General features: G+C 69.9%; 15 protein-coding genes and 1 pseudogene. 7 read left to right on the forward strand and 9 right to left on the reverse strand.

Translation table 11 applies throughout. The features are described from left to right. Positions 1-93: 93 nt before the first annotated feature. Positions 94-1,362, reverse strand: coding sequence for an adenosylmethionine--8-amino-7-oxononanoate transaminase (locus tag ACUDCK_RS20735; RefSeq protein ID WP_064523530.1), 1,269 nt, complete (start codon positions 1,360-1,362; stop codon positions 94-96). Positions 1,363-1,476: 114 nt separating this feature from the next. Here ACUDCK_RS20735 and bioF point away from each other — a divergent pair, with 114 nt between their 5' ends. From bioF to bioD, 3 genes and pseudogenes are all read left to right on the forward strand, one after another. Next, complete coding sequence (gene bioF / locus ACUDCK_RS20740; RefSeq protein ID WP_175166561.1) at positions 1,477-2,661, forward strand: 8-amino-7-oxononanoate synthase; 1,185 nt, start codon at positions 1,477-1,479, stop codon at positions 2,659-2,661. Continuing rightward, the gene (locus ACUDCK_RS20745; RefSeq protein ID WP_175166560.1) at positions 2,661-3,326 is read left to right on the forward strand and encodes an alpha/beta fold hydrolase; all 666 of its coding nucleotides are present in this window, start codon (positions 2,661-2,663) and stop codon (positions 3,324-3,326) included. The genes bioF and ACUDCK_RS20745 overlap by 1 nt, the downstream gene beginning before the upstream one ends. After that, positions 3,323-4,751, forward strand: a pseudogene (bioD, locus tag ACUDCK_RS20750) (dethiobiotin synthase). Before ACUDCK_RS20745 ends, bioD begins: the two are co-directional and overlap by 4 nt. Before the next feature lie 37 nt (positions 4,752-4,788). On the opposite strand, the gene ACUDCK_RS20755 reads toward bioD, so the two are convergent. Further along, a complete protein-coding gene (locus tag ACUDCK_RS20755) occupies positions 4,789-5,553 on the reverse strand; it encodes an alpha/beta fold hydrolase (protein ID WP_175166559.1) in 765 nt (254 codons plus the stop codon). A 126-nt stretch (positions 5,554-5,679) separates the two neighbouring features. Between ACUDCK_RS20755 and ACUDCK_RS20760 the strand changes: the two genes are divergently transcribed. Further along, positions 5,680-6,468, forward strand: coding sequence for an AraC family transcriptional regulator (locus tag ACUDCK_RS20760; protein ID WP_175143993.1), 789 nt, complete (start codon positions 5,680-5,682; stop codon positions 6,466-6,468). 20 nt (positions 6,469-6,488) lie between these two features. Here ACUDCK_RS20760 and ACUDCK_RS20765 read toward each other — a convergent pair whose 3' ends face one another. The 3 genes from ACUDCK_RS20765 to ACUDCK_RS20775 are packed head-to-tail and all read right to left on the reverse strand — an operon-like array spanning position 6,489 to position 8,226. Beyond that, the gene (locus ACUDCK_RS20765; RefSeq protein WP_054503215.1) at positions 6,489-7,328 is read right to left on the reverse strand and encodes an MBL fold metallo-hydrolase; all 840 of its coding nucleotides are present in this window, start codon (positions 7,326-7,328) and stop codon (positions 6,489-6,491) included. An 18-nt stretch (positions 7,329-7,346) separates the two neighbouring features. Continuing rightward, positions 7,347-7,673 carry a hypothetical protein gene (locus tag ACUDCK_RS20770; protein ID WP_063581311.1) on the reverse strand — a complete coding sequence of 109 codons (327 nt, stop codon included), beginning with the start codon at positions 7,671-7,673 and terminating at the stop codon, positions 7,347-7,349. Between the two features lie 7 nt (positions 7,674-7,680). Beyond that, positions 7,681-8,226 (reverse strand): hypothetical protein, encoded by a 546-nt coding sequence (locus ACUDCK_RS20775; RefSeq protein ID WP_064523511.1) that lies wholly within the window; start codon positions 8,224-8,226, stop codon positions 7,681-7,683. A gap of 141 nt (positions 8,227-8,367) precedes the next feature. Here ACUDCK_RS20775 and ACUDCK_RS20780 point away from each other — a divergent pair, with 141 nt between their 5' ends. Beyond that, complete coding sequence (locus tag ACUDCK_RS20780) at positions 8,368-9,270, forward strand: LysR substrate-binding domain-containing protein (RefSeq protein ID WP_064523509.1); 903 nt, start codon at positions 8,368-8,370, stop codon at positions 9,268-9,270. Between the two features lie 117 nt (positions 9,271-9,387). Here ACUDCK_RS20780 and aceA read toward each other — a convergent pair whose 3' ends face one another. Then, positions 9,388-10,707: an isocitrate lyase gene (aceA, locus tag ACUDCK_RS20785; protein WP_064523506.1), complete on the reverse strand. Its 1,320-nt coding sequence runs from the start codon at positions 10,705-10,707 to the stop codon at positions 9,388-9,390. 322 nt (positions 10,708-11,029) lie between these two features. Between aceA and queF the strand changes: the two genes are divergently transcribed. After that, the gene (queF, locus tag ACUDCK_RS20790; protein ID WP_054503219.1) at positions 11,030-11,854 is read left to right on the forward strand and encodes an NADPH-dependent 7-cyano-7-deazaguanine reductase QueF; all 825 of its coding nucleotides are present in this window, start codon (positions 11,030-11,032) and stop codon (positions 11,852-11,854) included. A gap of 73 nt (positions 11,855-11,927) precedes the next feature. On the opposite strand, the gene ACUDCK_RS20795 is transcribed toward queF, so the two are convergent. Continuing rightward, complete coding sequence (locus tag ACUDCK_RS20795) at positions 11,928-12,932, reverse strand: cytochrome-c peroxidase (RefSeq protein WP_054503220.1); 1,005 nt, start codon at positions 12,930-12,932, stop codon at positions 11,928-11,930. 185 nt (positions 12,933-13,117) lie between these two features. Next, on the reverse strand, positions 13,118-14,026 hold the full coding sequence (locus tag ACUDCK_RS20800; RefSeq protein WP_006384814.1) for a LysR substrate-binding domain-containing protein: 909 nt from the start codon (positions 14,024-14,026) through the stop codon (positions 13,118-13,120). Positions 14,027-14,161: 135 nt separating this feature from the next. Here ACUDCK_RS20800 and ACUDCK_RS20805 point away from each other — a divergent pair, with 135 nt between their 5' ends. Then, positions 14,162-15,238 carry a tartrate dehydrogenase gene (locus ACUDCK_RS20805; RefSeq protein WP_175166558.1) on the forward strand — a complete coding sequence of 359 codons (1,077 nt, stop codon included), beginning with the start codon at positions 14,162-14,164 and terminating at the stop codon, positions 15,236-15,238. 108 nt (positions 15,239-15,346) lie between these two features. Here ACUDCK_RS20805 and ACUDCK_RS20810 read toward each other — a convergent pair whose 3' ends face one another. Continuing rightward, entirely contained in the window at positions 15,347-16,633 is a 1,287-nt protein-coding gene (locus ACUDCK_RS20810; protein WP_175143989.1) for an MFS transporter, read from the reverse strand. Positions 16,634-16,667 lie beyond the last annotated feature (34 nt).

The following is a 16,667-nucleotide window of genomic DNA, read 5'->3' on the forward strand; positions in this document are numbered from 1 at the left end:
GCAGAATTGCCGTCCCACAAGCGCAGGCGCGGCATTGCCAGAGGATCCGCGAAAGCTCCTCTGGCCCGCGGGGCCGCCCGCTGGCGCCCGCCTTCAGGGCCGTTGGGCGCGCAGCACGGCGATCACCGCCCGCATCAGCGTGTCCAGCTCGTCCGGGGCGATGGTCAGCGCCGGCGTCAAATACACCACATTGCCGAACGGCCGCACCCAGACGCCGGCCTCGACCAGGCGGCGCTTCAGGGCCTCGCGGTCGTCGATGCGGTCCAGCTCGACCACGCCGATCGCGCCCAGCACCCGCACGTCGCGCACCCAGGCCAGCTCGCGGCATGGCGCCAGCCCCGCCGCCAGGGCGGACGACAGCGCCCGCGCCTGCGCCAGGCGCGGCTCGCTCTCGAACAGATCGAGCGAGGCATTGGCGGCGGCGCAGGCCAGGGCGTTGCCCATGAAGGTGGGACCGTGCATCAGGGCGTGCGAGGGATCGTCCGACCAGAAGGCGTCGAACACCCGGCCGCTGGCCACCGTGGCGGCCAGCGGCAGCGTGCCGCCGGTCAGCGCCTTGGACAGCGTGATGATGTCGGGGCGGATGCCGGCCTGCTCGAACGCGAACAGGGTGCCGGTGCGGCCGAAGCCGGTGAAAATCTCGTCGAAGATCAGCAGCAGGCCATGGCGGTCGGCCAGCCGGCGCAGCCGCCGCAGCACCTCGGGGTCGTGCAGCAGCATGCCGCCGGCGCCCTGCACCAGCGGTTCGACCAGGATGCCGGCCAGTTGCGGGCCGCGCGTCTCCAGGAAGGCGTCGAGCCGGGCCATGGCGGCGTCGTCGCGCGGCAGGTCGACGATGTCGTGCTCGGCCAGCATGCCGCGGAACAGGCTGTGCATGCCCTCGTCGGGGTCGCACACCGCCATGGTGCCGAAGGTGTCGCCGTGGTAGCCGCCGCGGAAGGCCAGGAAGCGGCTGCGGCCGCGCTCGCCCTGGTTGAGCCAGAACTGCACCGCCATCTTCATCGCGACTTCCACCGCCACCGAGCCGGAGTCCGTATAGAACACGCGGTCCAGCCCCGGTCCCAGCAGGGCCGCCAGGCGCCGCGCCAGGGTCAGCGCGGGTTCGTGCGTCAGGCCGCCGAACATGACGTGCGGCATGGCGTCCAACTGCGCCCGCACCGCCTGGGCGATATGCGGGTGGTTGTAGCCGTGGCAGGCGGTCCACCAGGACGCCACGCCGTCGATCAATTGGCGGCCGTCGGCCAGCTCCAGGCGGCTGCCGTGGCTGCGCACCACCGGCAACGGTGGCGTCGCGGTCTTCATCTGGGCGTAGGGCTGCCAGATATGCGGCTGGCCCCGGGCCACCCAGTCAGGCGTCTGCATGTTTCACCTCCACTACAATGGCTCGCATTCTACGGCCGGGGGCCTGACGGCGCTGTTAACGGCCGCGGCCCGATTGCGGGACGCCCCCGCCGACGGCCGCCGCAGGAAATCGTCATGTCCAAGCTGGATCCCCTCTTTTCTTCCGAACTGGCGCAAGCCGAATCGCGCCGCGTGCGCCGCCGGCTGCGCACCGCCGCCGCCGCGCCCGCCGGCCGCATCGCGCTGGACGGCGTCCCGGCGCTGAACTTCTCCAGCAACGACTACCTGGGCCTGTCCAAGCACCCGCTGCTGATCGAGCGCTCGCGCGAATGGGCCGCCCGCCACGGCGCCGGCGCGCAGGCCTCGCGGCTGGTGTGCGGCAATCTCGACCTGCACGAGCAGGTCGAGGCCAAGCTGGCCCGCCTGAAGGGCACCGAGGCCGCGCTGCTGCTGGCCTCCGGCTGGCAGGCCAACGCCGCCGTGCTGCCCGCGCTGCTGCGCGCGGCCGCCGGCCAGGGCGAGGTGCAGGTCTACGCCGACAAGCTCAACCACGCCAGCCTGCACCACGGCTGCCAGGCGGCGGGCGTGCGGCAGATCCGCTTCCGCCACAATGACCTGGACCACCTGGAAGCCTTGCTGGCGGCGCGCGCCGACCCGTCAGCGCCGCCCGCCGCGCGCTTCATCGTCACCGAAAGCGTCTTCAGCATGGACGGCGACCGCACCGACGTGGCGCGGCTGGCGGCGCTGGCCGAGCGCTACCAGGCCTTTGTCTACCTGGACGAAGCCCATGCCACCGGCGTGCTGGGACCGGGCGGCATGGGGCTGGCCGGGCTGGCGCCGGGCGGCATCGACCTGGCCATGGGCACCTTCAGCAAGGCGCTGGGCGGCTTCGGCGCCTACGTGGCCGGCTCGCGCGCGCTCTGCGACTACCTGGTCAACGCCTGTTCCGGCTTCATTTACACCACCGCCCTGCCGCCTTCCGTGCTGGGCGCGATGGACGCCGCACTCGACCTGGTGCCCACGCTGGACGCCGAACGCGCCCGGCTGGCCGCCTCGGGCGAACGCCTGCGGGCCGCGCTCCGCGGCCTGGGCGTGGACAGCGGCGACTCGTCCACGCAGATCGTGCCCGCCATCGTCGGCGACGAGGCCCGCGCCCTGGCGCTGGCGGCGGCGCTGGAACAACGCGGCCTGCTGGCCGTGGCGATCCGCCCGCCCACCGTGCCGGCCGGCACCAGCCGCCTGCGCATCGCCCTGAGCGCGGCGCACCGCGACGCCGATGTCGACCAACTGATCGACGGCCTGACGGCCGCGCTCGCCTGATGCTGGCCGCCGCTCCTGTCCGCCCCACCCTGCTGTTCGTGCATGGCTGGACCTTCGACGCCGCATTCTGGGACCCGCTGGCCGGCGCGCTGGCCGACTGGCCGCAGGCCGTGGCCGACGCCGGCTATTTCGGGCCGGCCCATACGCCCGCGCCCGCCGGCCCGGTGCTGGCCATCGGCCACTCGCTGGGCGCCCTGCGGCTGCTGGGCGAACCGCCGCCCGGCTGCCTGGGCCTGGTGGCGATCAACGGCTTTGCCCGCTTCGGCGCGGCCGACGACTTCCCCGAAGGCGTGCCGGCGCGCATGCTGGACCGCATGTTGAACCGCCTGGCGGCGCAGCCGGAAACCGTGCTGCGCGATTTCCGCCAGCGCTGCGGCGACACCAGCGCCATCGGCGTCCCCCAGGTCGAACCGCTGGCGCGCGACCTGCGGTTCCTGCGCGACGCCGACCAGCGCGCCGCGCTGGCGGCGCTGCCGATGCCGCTGCTGGCGCTGGCGGGCACGGCCGACCCGATCGCCACCGCGCCGATGACGACGGCGGGCTTCGGCGCCGCCATCGAGATCCATTGGCGCGAGCACGGCGGCCACCTGCTGCCGCTGACCGACACCGACTGGTGCGCGCGGCGCATCCGCGCCTTCCTGGCCCGCGTGGCGCCCGCCGCATGAGCGCCGACCTGCGCAATGCCCGGGTCGGCGCGCGCTTCGGCGCCGCCGCCGCGCGCTACGACGACCATGCCCCCGCCCAGCGCATCACCGCCGGGCGGCTGGCCGACGCGATCGGCCGGCTGCCGCTGCCGCCGCGTCCGCGCATCCTGGAGATCGGCTGCGGCACCGGCCTGCTGACGCGGGCGCTGGCCGCACGGCTGGGGCCGGCGGACTGGACCGTGACCGACATCTCGCCCGCCATGCTGGCGCGGGCGCGACAAGGTCCGGCGCTGCCCGGCACCGCCCGCTACCAGGTGCTGGACGGCGAGCACCCCCGGGACCTGCCGGGCGGGTATGACCTGATCTGCTCCAGCCTGGCGGTGCAGTGGTTCGCCGACCTGAACGGCGGCCTGGGCCGCCTGGCCGGCCTGCTCGCGCCCGGCGGTCACCTGGCGGTGGCGACGCTGGCCGAAGGCACGTTCGAGGAATGGCGCGCCGCCCATGACGCCGTCGGCCTGGCCGCCGCCACGCCACGCTATCCGCCGAGCGGCGCCATCCGTCCGGCCATGGCCGATCTGGCCGGTGGCGTGCACAGCGAACGGCTGATACAAGATCATCCTGACGGCCTGCATTTCCTCAAGGCGCTCAAGGGCATCGGCGCCACCACGCCCGCGCCCGGCACCGCGCCGCTGGGCCCGGCCGCATTGCGGCGGGTGCTGGCGCAGTTCGACAAACAAGGCGCCACGGTGACCTATCACCTGGCCTATGGAATCTGGAAGAAACATGACTGACTCCCGCGCCCACGGCGTATTCGTCACCGGCACCGACACCGGCATCGGCAAGACCCTGGTCTCGGCCATCCTGGCGCGCGCCTGGCAGGCCGACTACTGGAAGCCGGTGCAGACCGGCGTGGCCGAGGAACCGGGTGACACCGAGACTGTCGCGCGCCTGGCGCAACTGCCGCCCGAGCGCCTGCACCTGCCGGCCTACGTGCTGCAGGCGCCGCTGTCGCCGTGGGCCGCCGCGCCGCTGGAAGACGCGGTGATCGACGCCACCGCCATCGTGCCGCCCGCCACGACCGCGCCCCTGATTGTCGAAGGGGCCGGCGGCCTGTACGTGCCGATCGACGACAGCCACATGATGATCGACCTGATCGCGCGCCTGGGCATGCCGGTGGTGCTGGCCGCGCGCAGCGGCCTGGGCACCATCAACCACACCCTGCTCAGCCTGGAGGCGCTGCGCCGCCGCGCCATCCCGGTGCTGGGCGTGATCATGAGCGGCCCGCTGTCGGCCGGCAACCGCGAGGCGATCGAACGCTTCGGCAATGTGCGGGTGCTGGCCGAGATCCCGCCGCAGGACCGGGTCGACGCGGCCGCCGTCGAGGCGCTGGCGCGCGCCGTGCCGCCGCTGGCGGAATGCCTGGCGGCGATGCGCGCCGCCGGTTGACGGCAACGGGCTGACCGCAGCGCCGCGTGCGCCGCGCTCAGTCCCCGGCAGAGGTCCGCAGGAAGCGCTCGATGGCCGCCGCCAGCGCCAGCGGCGTTTCATTCATCGGATAGTGCCCGGCATTGGCCAGCACCTCGACTGTCGTGCGCGGATAGCGCCGCGCATAGGTCGCGGCCATCAGCGCCGGCGTGAACACCGGATCGTGCTCGCCCACCAGGGCCAGCACCGGATGGCGGCCGTCGATGCGGTCGCTGAAATCGGTGCCGACCCACGCGGGCAGGTACGCGGCGAACGCGGCCGCCGACGAATGCGCGGCGGAATAGTCGGCCTTCCACGCCACCCATGCCGCCGGCAGGCGCCCGCCGGTGCTGCGGTCGATGATGGCGCGGCGCGCGGCCAGGTCCGCGGCCGCGCCGTCGAACAGCGCGCGCGTGGCCGGCGCCATGGCCACGCCGCCGCACGGCACCGGGGCCACCGCCACCAGCGCGCGCACCCGCTCGGGCGCCAGCGCCGCGACCCGCTCGATCGCCATGCCGCCCATCGAATGGCCCACCAGGCTGAAGCGCTCGAACCCCAACACGTCGGCCAGCGCCAGCGCGTCGGCGGCGATCTCGTCGATCGAATGTTCGCCGGCCGCCTCGCGCATGCCGCCGTAGCCGCGGTAGTCCATGAAGACGTAGCTGAAGTCCGCGCCCGACAGCCAGGGTTCGATCGGCTCGAAGGCGTGCGCGTCGCCGAACCAGCCGTGCAGCACGATGACGGGATGCGGGCCGTGGCCCACGCGATGGAAAGTGTTGGCCATGTCGGCTCCTGGAGTGTGGCGATGCGCCGCCGCAGGGCAGCGAACGCGATGGACAATGGCGGCATCGTAGGCCGGGCGCCTGCGGCCCGCCTTCGATATCGGGTCATTCACTGTAGAATCCAGGCCATGCGCAATACCCTGGTCGATCCCTACGAGGACATTCCGCGCGACGTGGTGGTGACGGCCTGCGACTACCCGGCCGGCCTGACCTTCCCGCTGCACGCCCACCGCCGCGGCCAGTTCGCCTACGCCGCGCGCGGCGCCATCAGCGTGGCCACGCCGACGGGCCGCTGGCTGGTGCCGCCGCAACGCGCCTGCTGGGTGCCGGCGGGCATGGATCACCAGATGACCATGAGCGGCGCGGTGACCATGCTCAACACCTTTCTCACCGCGCCCGCCGCGCAGGCCCTGGGCCTGCCCGCCGAATGCCGGGTCCACGCCGTCTCGCCGCTGCTGCGCCACCTGCTCGATGAAGCCATCGACCTGCCCGCGCTCTACGACCTGGACGGCCGCGCCGGCAAGCTGATGGCGCTGCTGGCGGCCGAAATCGCCGCCATGCCGGCGCTGTCGCTGCACGCGCCGCTGCCCGCCGACCCGCGCCTGGCGCGCGCCTGCCGCGCGCTATGGGCGGCGCCGTCGATCACGACGGACCTGGACACGATAGCGGCCGCGGCCGGCATGAGCCGGCGCACCTTCACCCGCCAGTTCCGCGCCGAAACCGGCATCAGCTTCGGCGCCTGGCGCCAGCAGGCCTGCCTGCTGGCCGCGATCGAGCGCCTGAGCCAGGGCCAGCCCGTGACCCGCGTCGCGCTGGACCTGGGCTACGCCAGCGCGAGCGCCTTCACCAGCGCGTTCCGGCGCGCGCTGGGCCAGGCGCCCAGTGCCTACCTGGCCTCGAACGGCCGCCCCGCCTGAGACAACCGGGGCCGTCCCGCTCAGGTCTCGTAGGCGATGCGGTAGCCGTCGCCCTGGCGCGCGATACGGGCAAAGCCGGGTTCGCCGAGATGCATGCCGGCAACCAGGAGCCCATCCGCGCTGACGATGTCCAGCAGCGCCGAGCGCGTGTTGGCGGCCAGGGTCGGATCCTGGTCGAAGGCGATCGACACATCGGGGCGCGCGATCTGGATCTGCGGAAAATGCACGATGTCCCCCCAGACCAGCACACTCCGTCCGTCGGACTCGATACGGAAGCCGGAGTGCCCGGCGGTATGCCCCGGCAGGGGCACCGCGTCGATGCCGGGCAGGACCTCGCGGCCCGTGAACGTGCGCATCCTGGCTCGATACGCGCCGAACACCTCGCGGGCGAACTGGAAGTTGCCGCGTGCGCGCTCGCTGGCCCGCGCGAGATTGCCATCGTCTTGCCAGAACGCCACCTCCCGCGCATGTACAACCAGCTCGGCCCGCGCAAAGACTTCCCGCCCCGCGGCATCCAGCAATCCGCCAATGTGATCGGGATGCGCGTGGGTCAGCAGCACCGTATCGACGTCGCCGGGTTGCACGCCGGCCAACGCCAGGTTGGCCAGGAGCTTGCCGCCCCATTGCTTGAATCCGCCCGCGCCCGCATCGATCAGCAGCGTGCGGCCCCTGCCCCGGACCAGATAGCCATTGATATGGATGGCGCCGGGGTCGGAGACGCCCGCGTCGCGCTGCAGCTTGGCGGCATCCTCCGGGTCGATGTTGGAGAGCGATTCAAGGGCGGCGGACAGGTATCCGTCACTGATGGCGGTGATCGAGAACTCACCGATCCGCAGGCTTGGCAAGGTCATGGGTTGCATGGCGATCCTCCAGAATGCTCAATGGCGCGCATGGATGGCTCCTGCCGCATGGCCGAAGCAGCGGATGCGCGCGGTCAGCCCCGTGATGCGCAGGATGGCCTCATCCAGCCCCGCCATGAAGGCCTCCATCACGGCGGGCGGGCGGAACGGTTCGAGCCGGAATTGGACTTCCGCGAATGCCGGAAGCCCGCGCCCGGGGTGAACCGCCAGGTTGATGATGTGCACGTTCTCCAGCGCCGCGCCGAGCACGTCAACGCACAGCCCCGTGCATGCCTCGGCCAACTCCGCCAGATCGCGGTCGGCCGGCATGCATGGCGCCGCGAAGAAAAATGTCACGTTGGGCATGGCGGCGCTACTTCGACGCATCGCGGCCGGCCCCGCGCGCATTCGCCAACTGCGCCGTCATCGGCGCATAGCGGTGCACGCCGGACGGCAGTGCGGGGGCTTGGCCATCCGCGCCCCGCGGGCACTTCGCCAGCCACCGGTGCCCGGGCGATTTGTCCAGCGCCACGGCGTGCATGGCGGCGGGCGTCAGGCCCAGCGCGACCAGCGGTTCGGCGCCGACGTCACTCACCAGCAGGGTTTCGTCCGCGGCAATGGCGGGGGCTCGCGCCAGGCCGGCATAGAGATTGCGGTGCCAGTCCGTGATGTGCGGCTGCCAGCGGGCGAAGTTGCCGCCGCCCTTCTGCCGATATTCCTCGCCGAGCAACACCTCGAGCCCGTCGATCGAATGCACGGCGAGGTAGGTCGGGCAACCCGAGCTCAGCGCCTGAAAGCGCTGCGAGGTCTGGAAACCGCTTACGGAAATGAGCGCGGGCAGCTTTTTCAGGCTGTAGAAATCATTCCAGGCCCCTTCGCTGGCGGGGTCCGAGAAACTGCATTCGACGGTGTAGATCATGGGTTCGGTCGCGGCCGGCCATGTTTCGTGTCCGGCGCCTTAATTGAGGTTTCATCATGGTAGGGCCGGAAAAAGACGCCATAAAACGATTTTTCGGTATGCTTCAGTGAGCAAACATCAAGGCAAACCGGAACTCGCCCCATGCGCCGCAGGATTCCCAGCAATACTTCCTTAATGGCCTTCGAGGCGGCCGCCCGCCATGGCAGCTTCGCCCGCGCGGCCGACGAACTGGCCGTCACCGAAGGCGCCATCAGCCGCCAGATCGGCCGGCTGGAAGCCTTTCTCGGCGTTCCATTGTTCGAGCGGATCGGTAACCGCGTCCGGCTGCTGCCCAACGGCGCGCGCTACGCAACCCAGGTGCGCGAACTGCTCGACCGCCTGGATCGGGACAGCCAATACCTGATCGGGCAACGGCAGGACAGCGCCAACCTTGACATCGCCACGGTGCCCACCTTCGCCATGCGTTGGTTGATTCCGCGCCTGCCGCGATTCCAGCGGCAGCACCCGAACATCGCCGTGCATCTGGCCGAGCGACTGGAGCCGTTTGCCCTGGCCGGCAGCGGGTTCGACGCCGCGATCCATTTCGCGCATCCGGCCTGGACTGGAATGCATACGCAGCATTTGCTCGACGAAGTGCTGATCCCCGTGTGCCATCCCGCGCTGGTGGAAGGCGACGCCGGTCCGATGGCCCTGGACGCCCTGCCGCGACTGCACCGGCGGCAGAATCCGGACGCCTGGCAGCGGTATGCGCGGGAAACCGGCATCCCCCTGGCCAACGCCGCGCTGGGCGTGCGCTATGACCTGCATGCCATGCTGATCGAAGCGGCATTGGCCGGACTGGGCGTGGCGCTGGTGCCGCGGCTCTACGTGGAAACCGAAATCGCCATGGGCCGGCTGGTAGCGCCATGGCCCCAGGCAAAAACCGTCTCCAAGGCCTTCTGTCTGGTGCTCCCCGAACCGTTCACCCTGAGCCCGCCCCCTATCCAGGCGTTCACCGAATGGCTAAGGGAAGAAGCGGGTAACGCGGCGGCAGCCGGGCCGTAGGACGCCGCTCCCATCGCGCGACGGCGCCCGCCCAAAAAAAAGAGGGTGCCCGAAGGCACCCCGAATCCACCCTACAACAGCACTACAACTGCAACTGCACAATCAATCCCGTCCGGCTCAGGCGGCCTTCTGCTCCTTGCCGTGCTCGAACTGCGCCTCTTCGGTCGAGCCGGTCAGCGCGGTGGTCGAGGACTGGCCGCCCTCGATGGTCTGGGTCACGGCGTCGAAGTAGCCGGTGCCCACTTCGCGCTGGTGCTTGACCGCGGTGAAGCCCAGGTCGGCGGCGGCGAATTCCTTCTGCTGCAATTCGACGAAGGCGCTCATCTGGCGGCGGGCGTAGCCGTGGGCCAGCTCGAACATGCCGTAGTTCAGCGCGTGGAAGCCGGCCAGCGTGATGAACTGGAACTTGTAGCCCATGGCGCCCAGCTCGCGCTGGAACTTGGCGATGGTGGCGTCGTCCAGGTTCTTCTTCCAGTTGAACGACGGCGAGCAGTTGTACGCCAGCAGCTTGCCCGGGAACTGGCGATGGATCGCGTCGGCGAACTTGCGGGCGTATTCCAGATTGGGCGTGGAGGTTTCGCACCAGATCAGGTCGGCGTACGGCGCGTAGGCCAGGCCGCGCGAGATCGCCTGGTCAATGCCGGCGCGGGTGCGGAAAAAGCCTTCCACCGTGCGCTCGCCGGTGATGAAAGGACGGTCGTTCTCGTCGACGTCGCTGGTCACCAGGTCGGCGGCGTCGGCGTCGGTGCGGGCCAGCAGCACGGTGGGCGTGCCCATCACGTCGGCCGCCAGGCGCGCCGAGACCAGCTTGGCCACGGCTTCGCGGGTCGGCACCAGCACCTTGCCGCCCATGTGGCCGCACTTCTTCACGGACGCCAACTGGTCCTCGAAGTGCACGCCCGAGGCGCCGGCCTCGATCATGGCCTTCATCAGCTCGAAGGCGTTCAACACGCCGCCGAAACCGGCCTCGGCATCGGCCACGATGGGCGCGAAGAAATCGATGTAGCCCTCGTCGCCCGGGTTCTTGCCTTCCATCCACTGGATCTGGTCGCAGCGGGTCAGCGAGTTATTGATGCGGCGCACGACCTGCGGCACCGAGTTGGCGGGGTACAGCGACTGGTCGGGGTACATCTCGCCGGCCAGGTTGGCGTCGCCGGCCACCTGCCAGCCCGACAGGTAGATGGCCTTGAGGCCGGCCTTGACCTGCTGCATGGCCTGGTTGCCGGTCAGGGCGCCCAGCGAATTGACGAAAGGCTCGCTGTGCAGTCGCTCCCACAGGCGGGTCGCGCCGCGGCGGGCCAGGGTGTGCTCGACGGCGATCGAGCCGCGCAGGCGGATGACATCCTCGGCGCTGTAGTCGCGCTTGATGCCCTGCCAGCGGCTGTTCTCGGCCCAGTCTTTCTGCAGATTGCGGATTTCGGTTTCGCGGTGGCTCATGGTCATGCTCCTTGGTCTATGGCTGAAAAGGCAAGAAAACTTCGGGGTTGCATTGCGTGAATCGTTGGAGAAAGTCTATGCCTGTGCTGCGGAGCAATGTGGCCGCGCCTCTTATATAAGAGGAAAAATATTATTTATATAAATCAATGACTTATTTAAATAATTCCGCATTGCGGAACGCGATTGTCATCCGTGAAATGGCCTCGCGCGGCGGCGCAGCACGAACTTTCACATGCCGGGAGCGGCGTTTCATGATGCGAAAAATAGGCCCTTCGCAACCGCCTACAATGCGGTCATCTCCACGTTTTCCGACGACCTTTCCATGACGCTGTCTCACGGCCCGCTGGGCCAGAGCGTGACCTACGTCTCGCAATACGACCCCTCGCTGCTGTTCCCCATCGCCCGCGCCCACAACCGCGAGGCGCTCAACCTGGCGAGCGGCCCGCTGCCGTTCACCGGGGTGGACCTGTGGAACGCCTATGAGTTGTCATGGCTCGACGCCAAGGGCAAGCCGCGGGTGGCGATGGCCACGTTCTCGGTGCCGGCCGACAGTCCCAACATCATCGAGTCCAAGTCGTTCAAGCTGTACCTGAACTCGTTCAACCAGACCCGGCTGGTCAACTCGGCCGCCCTGCGCGGCCGCCTGGAACGCGACCTGAGCGCCGCCGCCGGCGCGCCCGTGGGGCTGGACTTCATCCTGCCGCAGCGCTTTGGCGAACTGCGCATGGGCGAATTGGACGGTATCTATATAGACAAGCTCGACATCGAGATCGACACCTACGAGCCGGCGCCCGAGCTGCTGCGCACGCGCGCCGGCGACGTGGTCGAGGAAACCCTGTGCTCGCGCCTGCTCAAATCCAACTGCCCGGTGACCGGCCAGCCCGACTGGGCCAGCGTGCAGGTCCGCTACCGCGGCAAGCCGATCGACCGCGAGTCGCTGCTGCGCTACGTGATCTCATTCCGCCAGCACGCCGAGTTCCACGAGCACTGCGTGGAACGCATCTTCACCGACATCATGCAGGCCTGCGCGCCCGAGCAACTGACGGTCTATGCGCGCTACACGCGGCGCGGCGGGCTGGACATCAACCCGTGGCGCAGCAACGTCGAGACGGCGCCGCCGGCCGACGTGCGCACGGTGCGCCAGTAAAAACGGTCGTCGTCCGCCCCGAGGCGAACGACGCCCTTCACAGGCGGCGCCCCCGACGGCGCCGCCCGCCTCCCTACTTCACGAACGGCGCCGGCCGCGGCGTGTCGTCCGCCGAAGGCGGCAGCAGCGGGTACTGGATCGCCGGCTGGTCGCCCGTCAGGGTCTTCAGGAACGCCACGATCTGCGCGTTCTCGTCCGGCGTGAAGGTGCGGCCCAATTGCAGGCGGCCCATCACGTCCACCGCCTGCGTCAGGGTGGCGGCCTCGCCGTCATGGAAATACGGATAGGTCAACGCCACGTTGCGCAGCGTCGGCACCTTGAAGTTGAAGCGGTCGGCGTCCTTGCCGGTGACGGCGGCGCGGCCCTCGGCCTTGTTGTCGGTCTGGTACGGCGCCACCAGCCCCATCTTCTGGAACGAGTTGCCGCCCACCGCCACGCCGTTGTGGCACGCCACGCAGCCGCTGTTCTTGAACAACGTGTAGCCGGCCAGTTCCTGGACGGTCAGCGCCTTGTCGTCGCCCTTGAGCCACTGGTCGAAGCGCGAGTTCGGCGTCACCAGCGTTTCCTCGAAGGCGGCCAGCGCGCCCGTCACCTCGTCAATGGTGATGCCGTCCTTGCCGAACACCTGCTTGAACTCGGCGCGGTAGCCCGGAATGGAATTGAGCACCTGCACCGCCAGTTCGTGGGTGGAGGCCATTTCCATCGGATTGGCGATCGGGCCGCCGGCCTGCTCGCGCAGGTCCTTGGCGCGGCCGTCCCAGAACTGGGCGATGTTCAGGCTGGAATTGAGCACCGTGGGCGAGTTGATCGAACCCTGCTGCCACTTGTGGCCGATCGACGCCTTCAGGTTGTCCGCGCCGCCCATGCCCAGGTTGTGGCAGGAATTACAGGAGATCGCGCCCGAGCGCGACAGGCGCGGGTCGAAGAACAGCTTCTTGCCCAGTTCCACCTTGGCCGGGTCCTTGACCACCGCCGCCTCGATCGGCTGGATCGGTTCCTGGCGAGGCGCGCCCGACGCCTGGCCCGCCCACAGCGCAATGACGACACCCGCCGCGAGCATCGCGTGCTTCTTTCTCATGGCTTTCTCCTGTTGAATAACCTTATCCATACAAAGGTCATTACATCGGAGCCGGCCGGCGGGCGACTTGCGATGCGTCAAGGGCGCCGGCGCGTCGGCGCGCCCCGCAACGGCGGCTTGACCTGACGCAATCCGAATTGACTGCCTCGATCCGCCAGGCCGGCGGGCCGCGCGACCCGATCGCGTCAGTCGTTGGCGTCGAGCTGGCGCAGATGCGCCTCCAGGAAATCCACGCACACCCGCACCTTGGCCGAGGCGTTCAGCCGCGCCGGGTACACCGCCCAGATGTTGGCCTCCTGGCGGTACTGCGGCAGCACCGGCACCAGCTTGCCGGCGGCGATCAGCGGGCCCACGTCCCAGGCCGAGCGCAGGATGATGCCGCGGCCGTCCACCGCCCACTGCACCACCATCTCGCCATTGTTGGCCGACAGCGGTCCGCGCACCTTGACGGTGTGCTCGCGCTCGCCGCGCCGCATGCGCCAGACGCCGAAGGGATGATCGCGCTCCTTGATCACCAGGCAGTCGTGCGCGGCCAGGTCGTCCAGCTTGCGCGGCGCGCCGCGTTCGGCCAGGTATGACGGCGCCGCGCAAAGCAGCCTGTGGTTGGCGGCGAGCTTGCGCGCGATCACGTGCGGCGCGATATCGTCGCCGACCCGCACGTCCAGGTCGTAGCCCTCGGCGGCCACGTCGACCAGGCGGTCGAACACCTCGAAGCGCACCTGCACGGCGGGATGGCGCGACACGAACGCCGACAGCGCCGGCGCCACCACCCGCCGCCCGAAGCCGAAACTGCTGCAGATGCGCAGCAGGCCGCGCGGTTCGCGGCGCGTGACGCCGACTTCTTCGACCAGGTGCTCGACGTCGTCAAGAATGCGCTGGGCCCAGTGGTAGACGCGCTCGCCCGCCTCGCTGACGACCACGCGCCGCGTGGTGCGATGGAACAGCGGCGTGCCGAGGCTGGCCTCGAGCAGCCGGATGCGCTTGGTGACGTAGGCGGCCGACATGCCCAGGTCTTCGGCAGCGCGCGAAAAGCTGGAGGCGCGCACCACCGCGTTGAATACGCGCAGGTCGGCGGGGAGCAGGTCATTATTCACGATTCGTGCAGGGTAATTTCACGCAGTAGCCCATTGTAGATGGACTGTGGGGACACCTACCATGGCTGCCATCCCCTGCAACGCGCCCGACGGCGCGGCGCGGGACGCCCTTCCCCTTTTCTTTTCAGGTTCCGCATGTCCCACGTCCACAAAATCGCAGCCATCGCCGGCGACGGCATCGGCAATGAAGTCCTGCCCGAAGGCCTGCGCGCCGTTCAGGCCGCCGCCCGCCGCTTCGGCCTGGCGCTGCAGATCGACACCTTCCCCTGGGCCAACTGCGAGTACTACGCGCAGCACGGCGAAATGATGCCGCCCGACTGGAAGGAACAATTGCAGGGCTACGACGCCATCTTCTTCGGCGCGGTCGGCTGGCCCGCCACGGTGCCGGACCACGTGTCGCTGTGGGGTTCGCTGCTGAAATTCCGACGCGAGTTCGACCAGTACATCAACCTGCGTCCGGTCCGATTGTTTGAAGGCGTGCCGTGCCCGCTGGGCGGCCAGCGCCCGGGCGACATCGATTTCTTCATCGTGCGCGAGAACACCGAAGGCGAATACACCAACCTGGGCGGCCGCCTGTTCCCCGGCACCGAGCGCGAGATCGTGATCCAGGAATCGGTCTTCACCCGCCACGGCACCGACCGCGTCATGCGCTATGCCTTCGAGCTGGCCAGCCAGCGCCAGCGCAAGCAGCTCACGATCGCCACCAAGAGCAACGGCATCGCCATCAGCATGCCCTGGTGGGACGAGCGCGCCGACGCCGTCGGCCAGCAGTACCCCGACGTCAAGACCGACAAGCAGCACATCGACATCCTGGCCGCGCGCTTCGTGCTGCAGCCCCAGCGCTTCGACGTGGTGGTGGCCTCCAACCTGTTCGGCGACATCCTGTCGGACCTGGGTCCGGCCTGCACCGGCACCATCGGCATCGCGCCCTCGGCCAACCTGAACCCGGAGCGCGCCTTCCCGTCGCTGTTCGAGCCCGTGCACGGCTCGGCGCCGGACATCTACGGCAAGGGCATCGCCAACCCCATTGCCATGATCTGGTCGGGCGCGCTGATGCTGCAGTTCCTGGGCAGCCAGGACGCACACGACGCCATCCTGGCCGCCATCGAACACTGCCTGAAGAACGGCCCGCGCACGCCCGACCTGGGCGGCCAGGCCCGCACCGAGGACATCGGCCGCGCCATTGCCGCCCATATCGAGGTGCAAGGCTGATCCCGGGCGCGGCAAGCGCTCTCCTTCCCAAGACGGCGGCAAACCCGCCGGCCCCAAAACAGAACGCCGCCCGAGGGCGGCGTTCTGCCTGCTGCGATGGCGGACGCGTCAGGAACGCGCCGGCACCGCGGCGGCGGGATCGGCCCGGCGCGCCTGCACCGCGATCCACTGCGCCAGCAGCGCGGCGGCGGCGAACGCCACGCCCGCGCCGATCCACGGTCCCTGGCGCAATCCCGCGTCCAGCAGCAGGCCGAAAGCCAGCGGCCCCAGCGCCGAACCGACGTCCATGCCGGAATACACCAGGCCGTAGACCGAGCCGGTCGAGCCCTTGGGCGTCACGCGCCGGATCAGCATGTCGCGCGACGGCGCGGCCACGCCCGAGCAGAAGCCGGCCAGCGCCACCACCGGCGCGGCGAACAGCGCCGGCACCAGGCCCAGCGCCAGCACCACCAGCGTCAGGCCGGCCAGGATCAGCGCCACCATCACCGTGCGCTCGGTGCGCGGGTTGGCCGACACCAGGAAACCGCCGGCCGCCATGCCCACCGCCGACGCCACCATGTAGCCGGACAGCGCCGAGCTGGCCGCCACCTTGGACAGGTCGTACAGTTGGCCCAGCAGCGGAATGGTGTAGTTCTGCACCGACGACAGCGCGATCGAGGTGCAGGCGAAGAACAGGAACGCGCCCCATAGCGCCGGCTTGGACAGCAGCGTGGCCAGGGTCGTCAGCACGCCTTCCTGCGGCTTGGGCGCGGCGCGCGCGCCGGCCTTGGCACCGTCGGCCTGGGCCGGCTCCGCGCCGCCCAGCAGGTTGCGGCCCAGCACGGTCAGCAGCAGCACGAAGGCCACCAGCGCCGCGGCGCTGTAGGCCGCCACGCGCCAGTTGGCCAGCAGCGTGATCGAGGTCATGAACACGGGCGTCAGGGCCCAGCCCAGGTTGCCGGTCAGGCCATGGGTGGAAAAGGCATGGCCCAGGCGCGGCGCCGTGATGCGGTGGTTGATGATGGAATAGTCCGCCGGGTGGAACACCGAATTGCCGATGCCGCCGACCACCGCGGCCGCCATCAGCATGGGGTAGCCGGTGGCCGAGCCGATCAGCAGGCCGGACAGCACGAAACAGGCCAGGCCGAACCACAGCACCGGCCGCGCGCCGATGCGGTCCACCACGAACCCGGACGAGGCCTGGCCGATGCCCGAGACCACATAGAAGGTCGACACCAGCAGGCCGAGGCGGGCGAAGTCCAGCCCGAACTCGTTGCCGAGCGACACGTACAGCGACGGCAGGACCAATTGGAAGAAGTGCGACGAGGCATGCGCCACGCCGATCAAGAGGATGATCTGCCAGTCGCGGCGGCGGACGGCGGCGTCCGAGGCAAGGGGGGATGCAGCGGTAGTCATTGCGCAAGGCCGCGGGCAGCGGCGAAAGGCGGCC

Source organism: Achromobacter sp. CF-sbj1-Ac2-l (assembly GCF_052698165.1).

Excerpts from the sequence above, each read along its gene's own strand:
- ACUDCK_RS20735 (WP_064523530.1), bottom strand. The coding sequence starts at position 1,362 with ATGCAGACGCCTGACTGGGTGGCCCGGGGCCAGCCGCATATCTGGCAG.
- bioF (WP_175166561.1), top strand. The coding sequence starts at position 1,477 with ATGTCCAAGCTGGATCCCCTCTTTTCTTCCGAACTGGCGCAAGCCGAA.
- ACUDCK_RS20745 (WP_175166560.1), top strand. The coding sequence starts at position 2,661 with ATGCTGGCCGCCGCTCCTGTCCGCCCCACCCTGCTGTTCGTGCATGGC.
- ACUDCK_RS20755 (WP_175166559.1), bottom strand. The coding sequence starts at position 5,553 with ATGGCCAACACTTTCCATCGCGTGGGCCACGGCCCGCATCCCGTCATC.
- ACUDCK_RS20760 (WP_175143993.1), top strand. The coding sequence starts at position 5,680 with ATGCGCAATACCCTGGTCGATCCCTACGAGGACATTCCGCGCGACGTG.
- ACUDCK_RS20765 (WP_054503215.1), bottom strand. The coding sequence starts at position 7,328 with ATGCAACCCATGACCTTGCCAAGCCTGCGGATCGGTGAGTTCTCGATC.
- ACUDCK_RS20770 (WP_063581311.1), bottom strand. The coding sequence starts at position 7,673 with ATGCCCAACGTGACATTTTTCTTCGCGGCGCCATGCATGCCGGCCGAC.
- ACUDCK_RS20775 (WP_064523511.1), bottom strand. The coding sequence starts at position 8,226 with ATGATCTACACCGTCGAATGCAGTTTCTCGGACCCCGCCAGCGAAGGG.
- ACUDCK_RS20780 (WP_064523509.1), top strand. The coding sequence starts at position 8,368 with ATGCGCCGCAGGATTCCCAGCAATACTTCCTTAATGGCCTTCGAGGCG.
- aceA (WP_064523506.1), bottom strand. The coding sequence starts at position 10,707 with ATGAGCCACCGCGAAACCGAAATCCGCAATCTGCAGAAAGACTGGGCC.
- queF (WP_054503219.1), top strand. The coding sequence starts at position 11,030 with ATGACGCTGTCTCACGGCCCGCTGGGCCAGAGCGTGACCTACGTCTCG.
- ACUDCK_RS20795 (WP_054503220.1), bottom strand. The coding sequence starts at position 12,932 with ATGAGAAAGAAGCACGCGATGCTCGCGGCGGGTGTCGTCATTGCGCTG.
- ACUDCK_RS20805 (WP_175166558.1), top strand. The coding sequence starts at position 14,162 with ATGTCCCACGTCCACAAAATCGCAGCCATCGCCGGCGACGGCATCGGC.
- ACUDCK_RS20810 (WP_175143989.1), bottom strand. The coding sequence starts at position 16,633 with ATGACTACCGCTGCATCCCCCCTTGCCTCGGACGCCGCCGTCCGCCGC.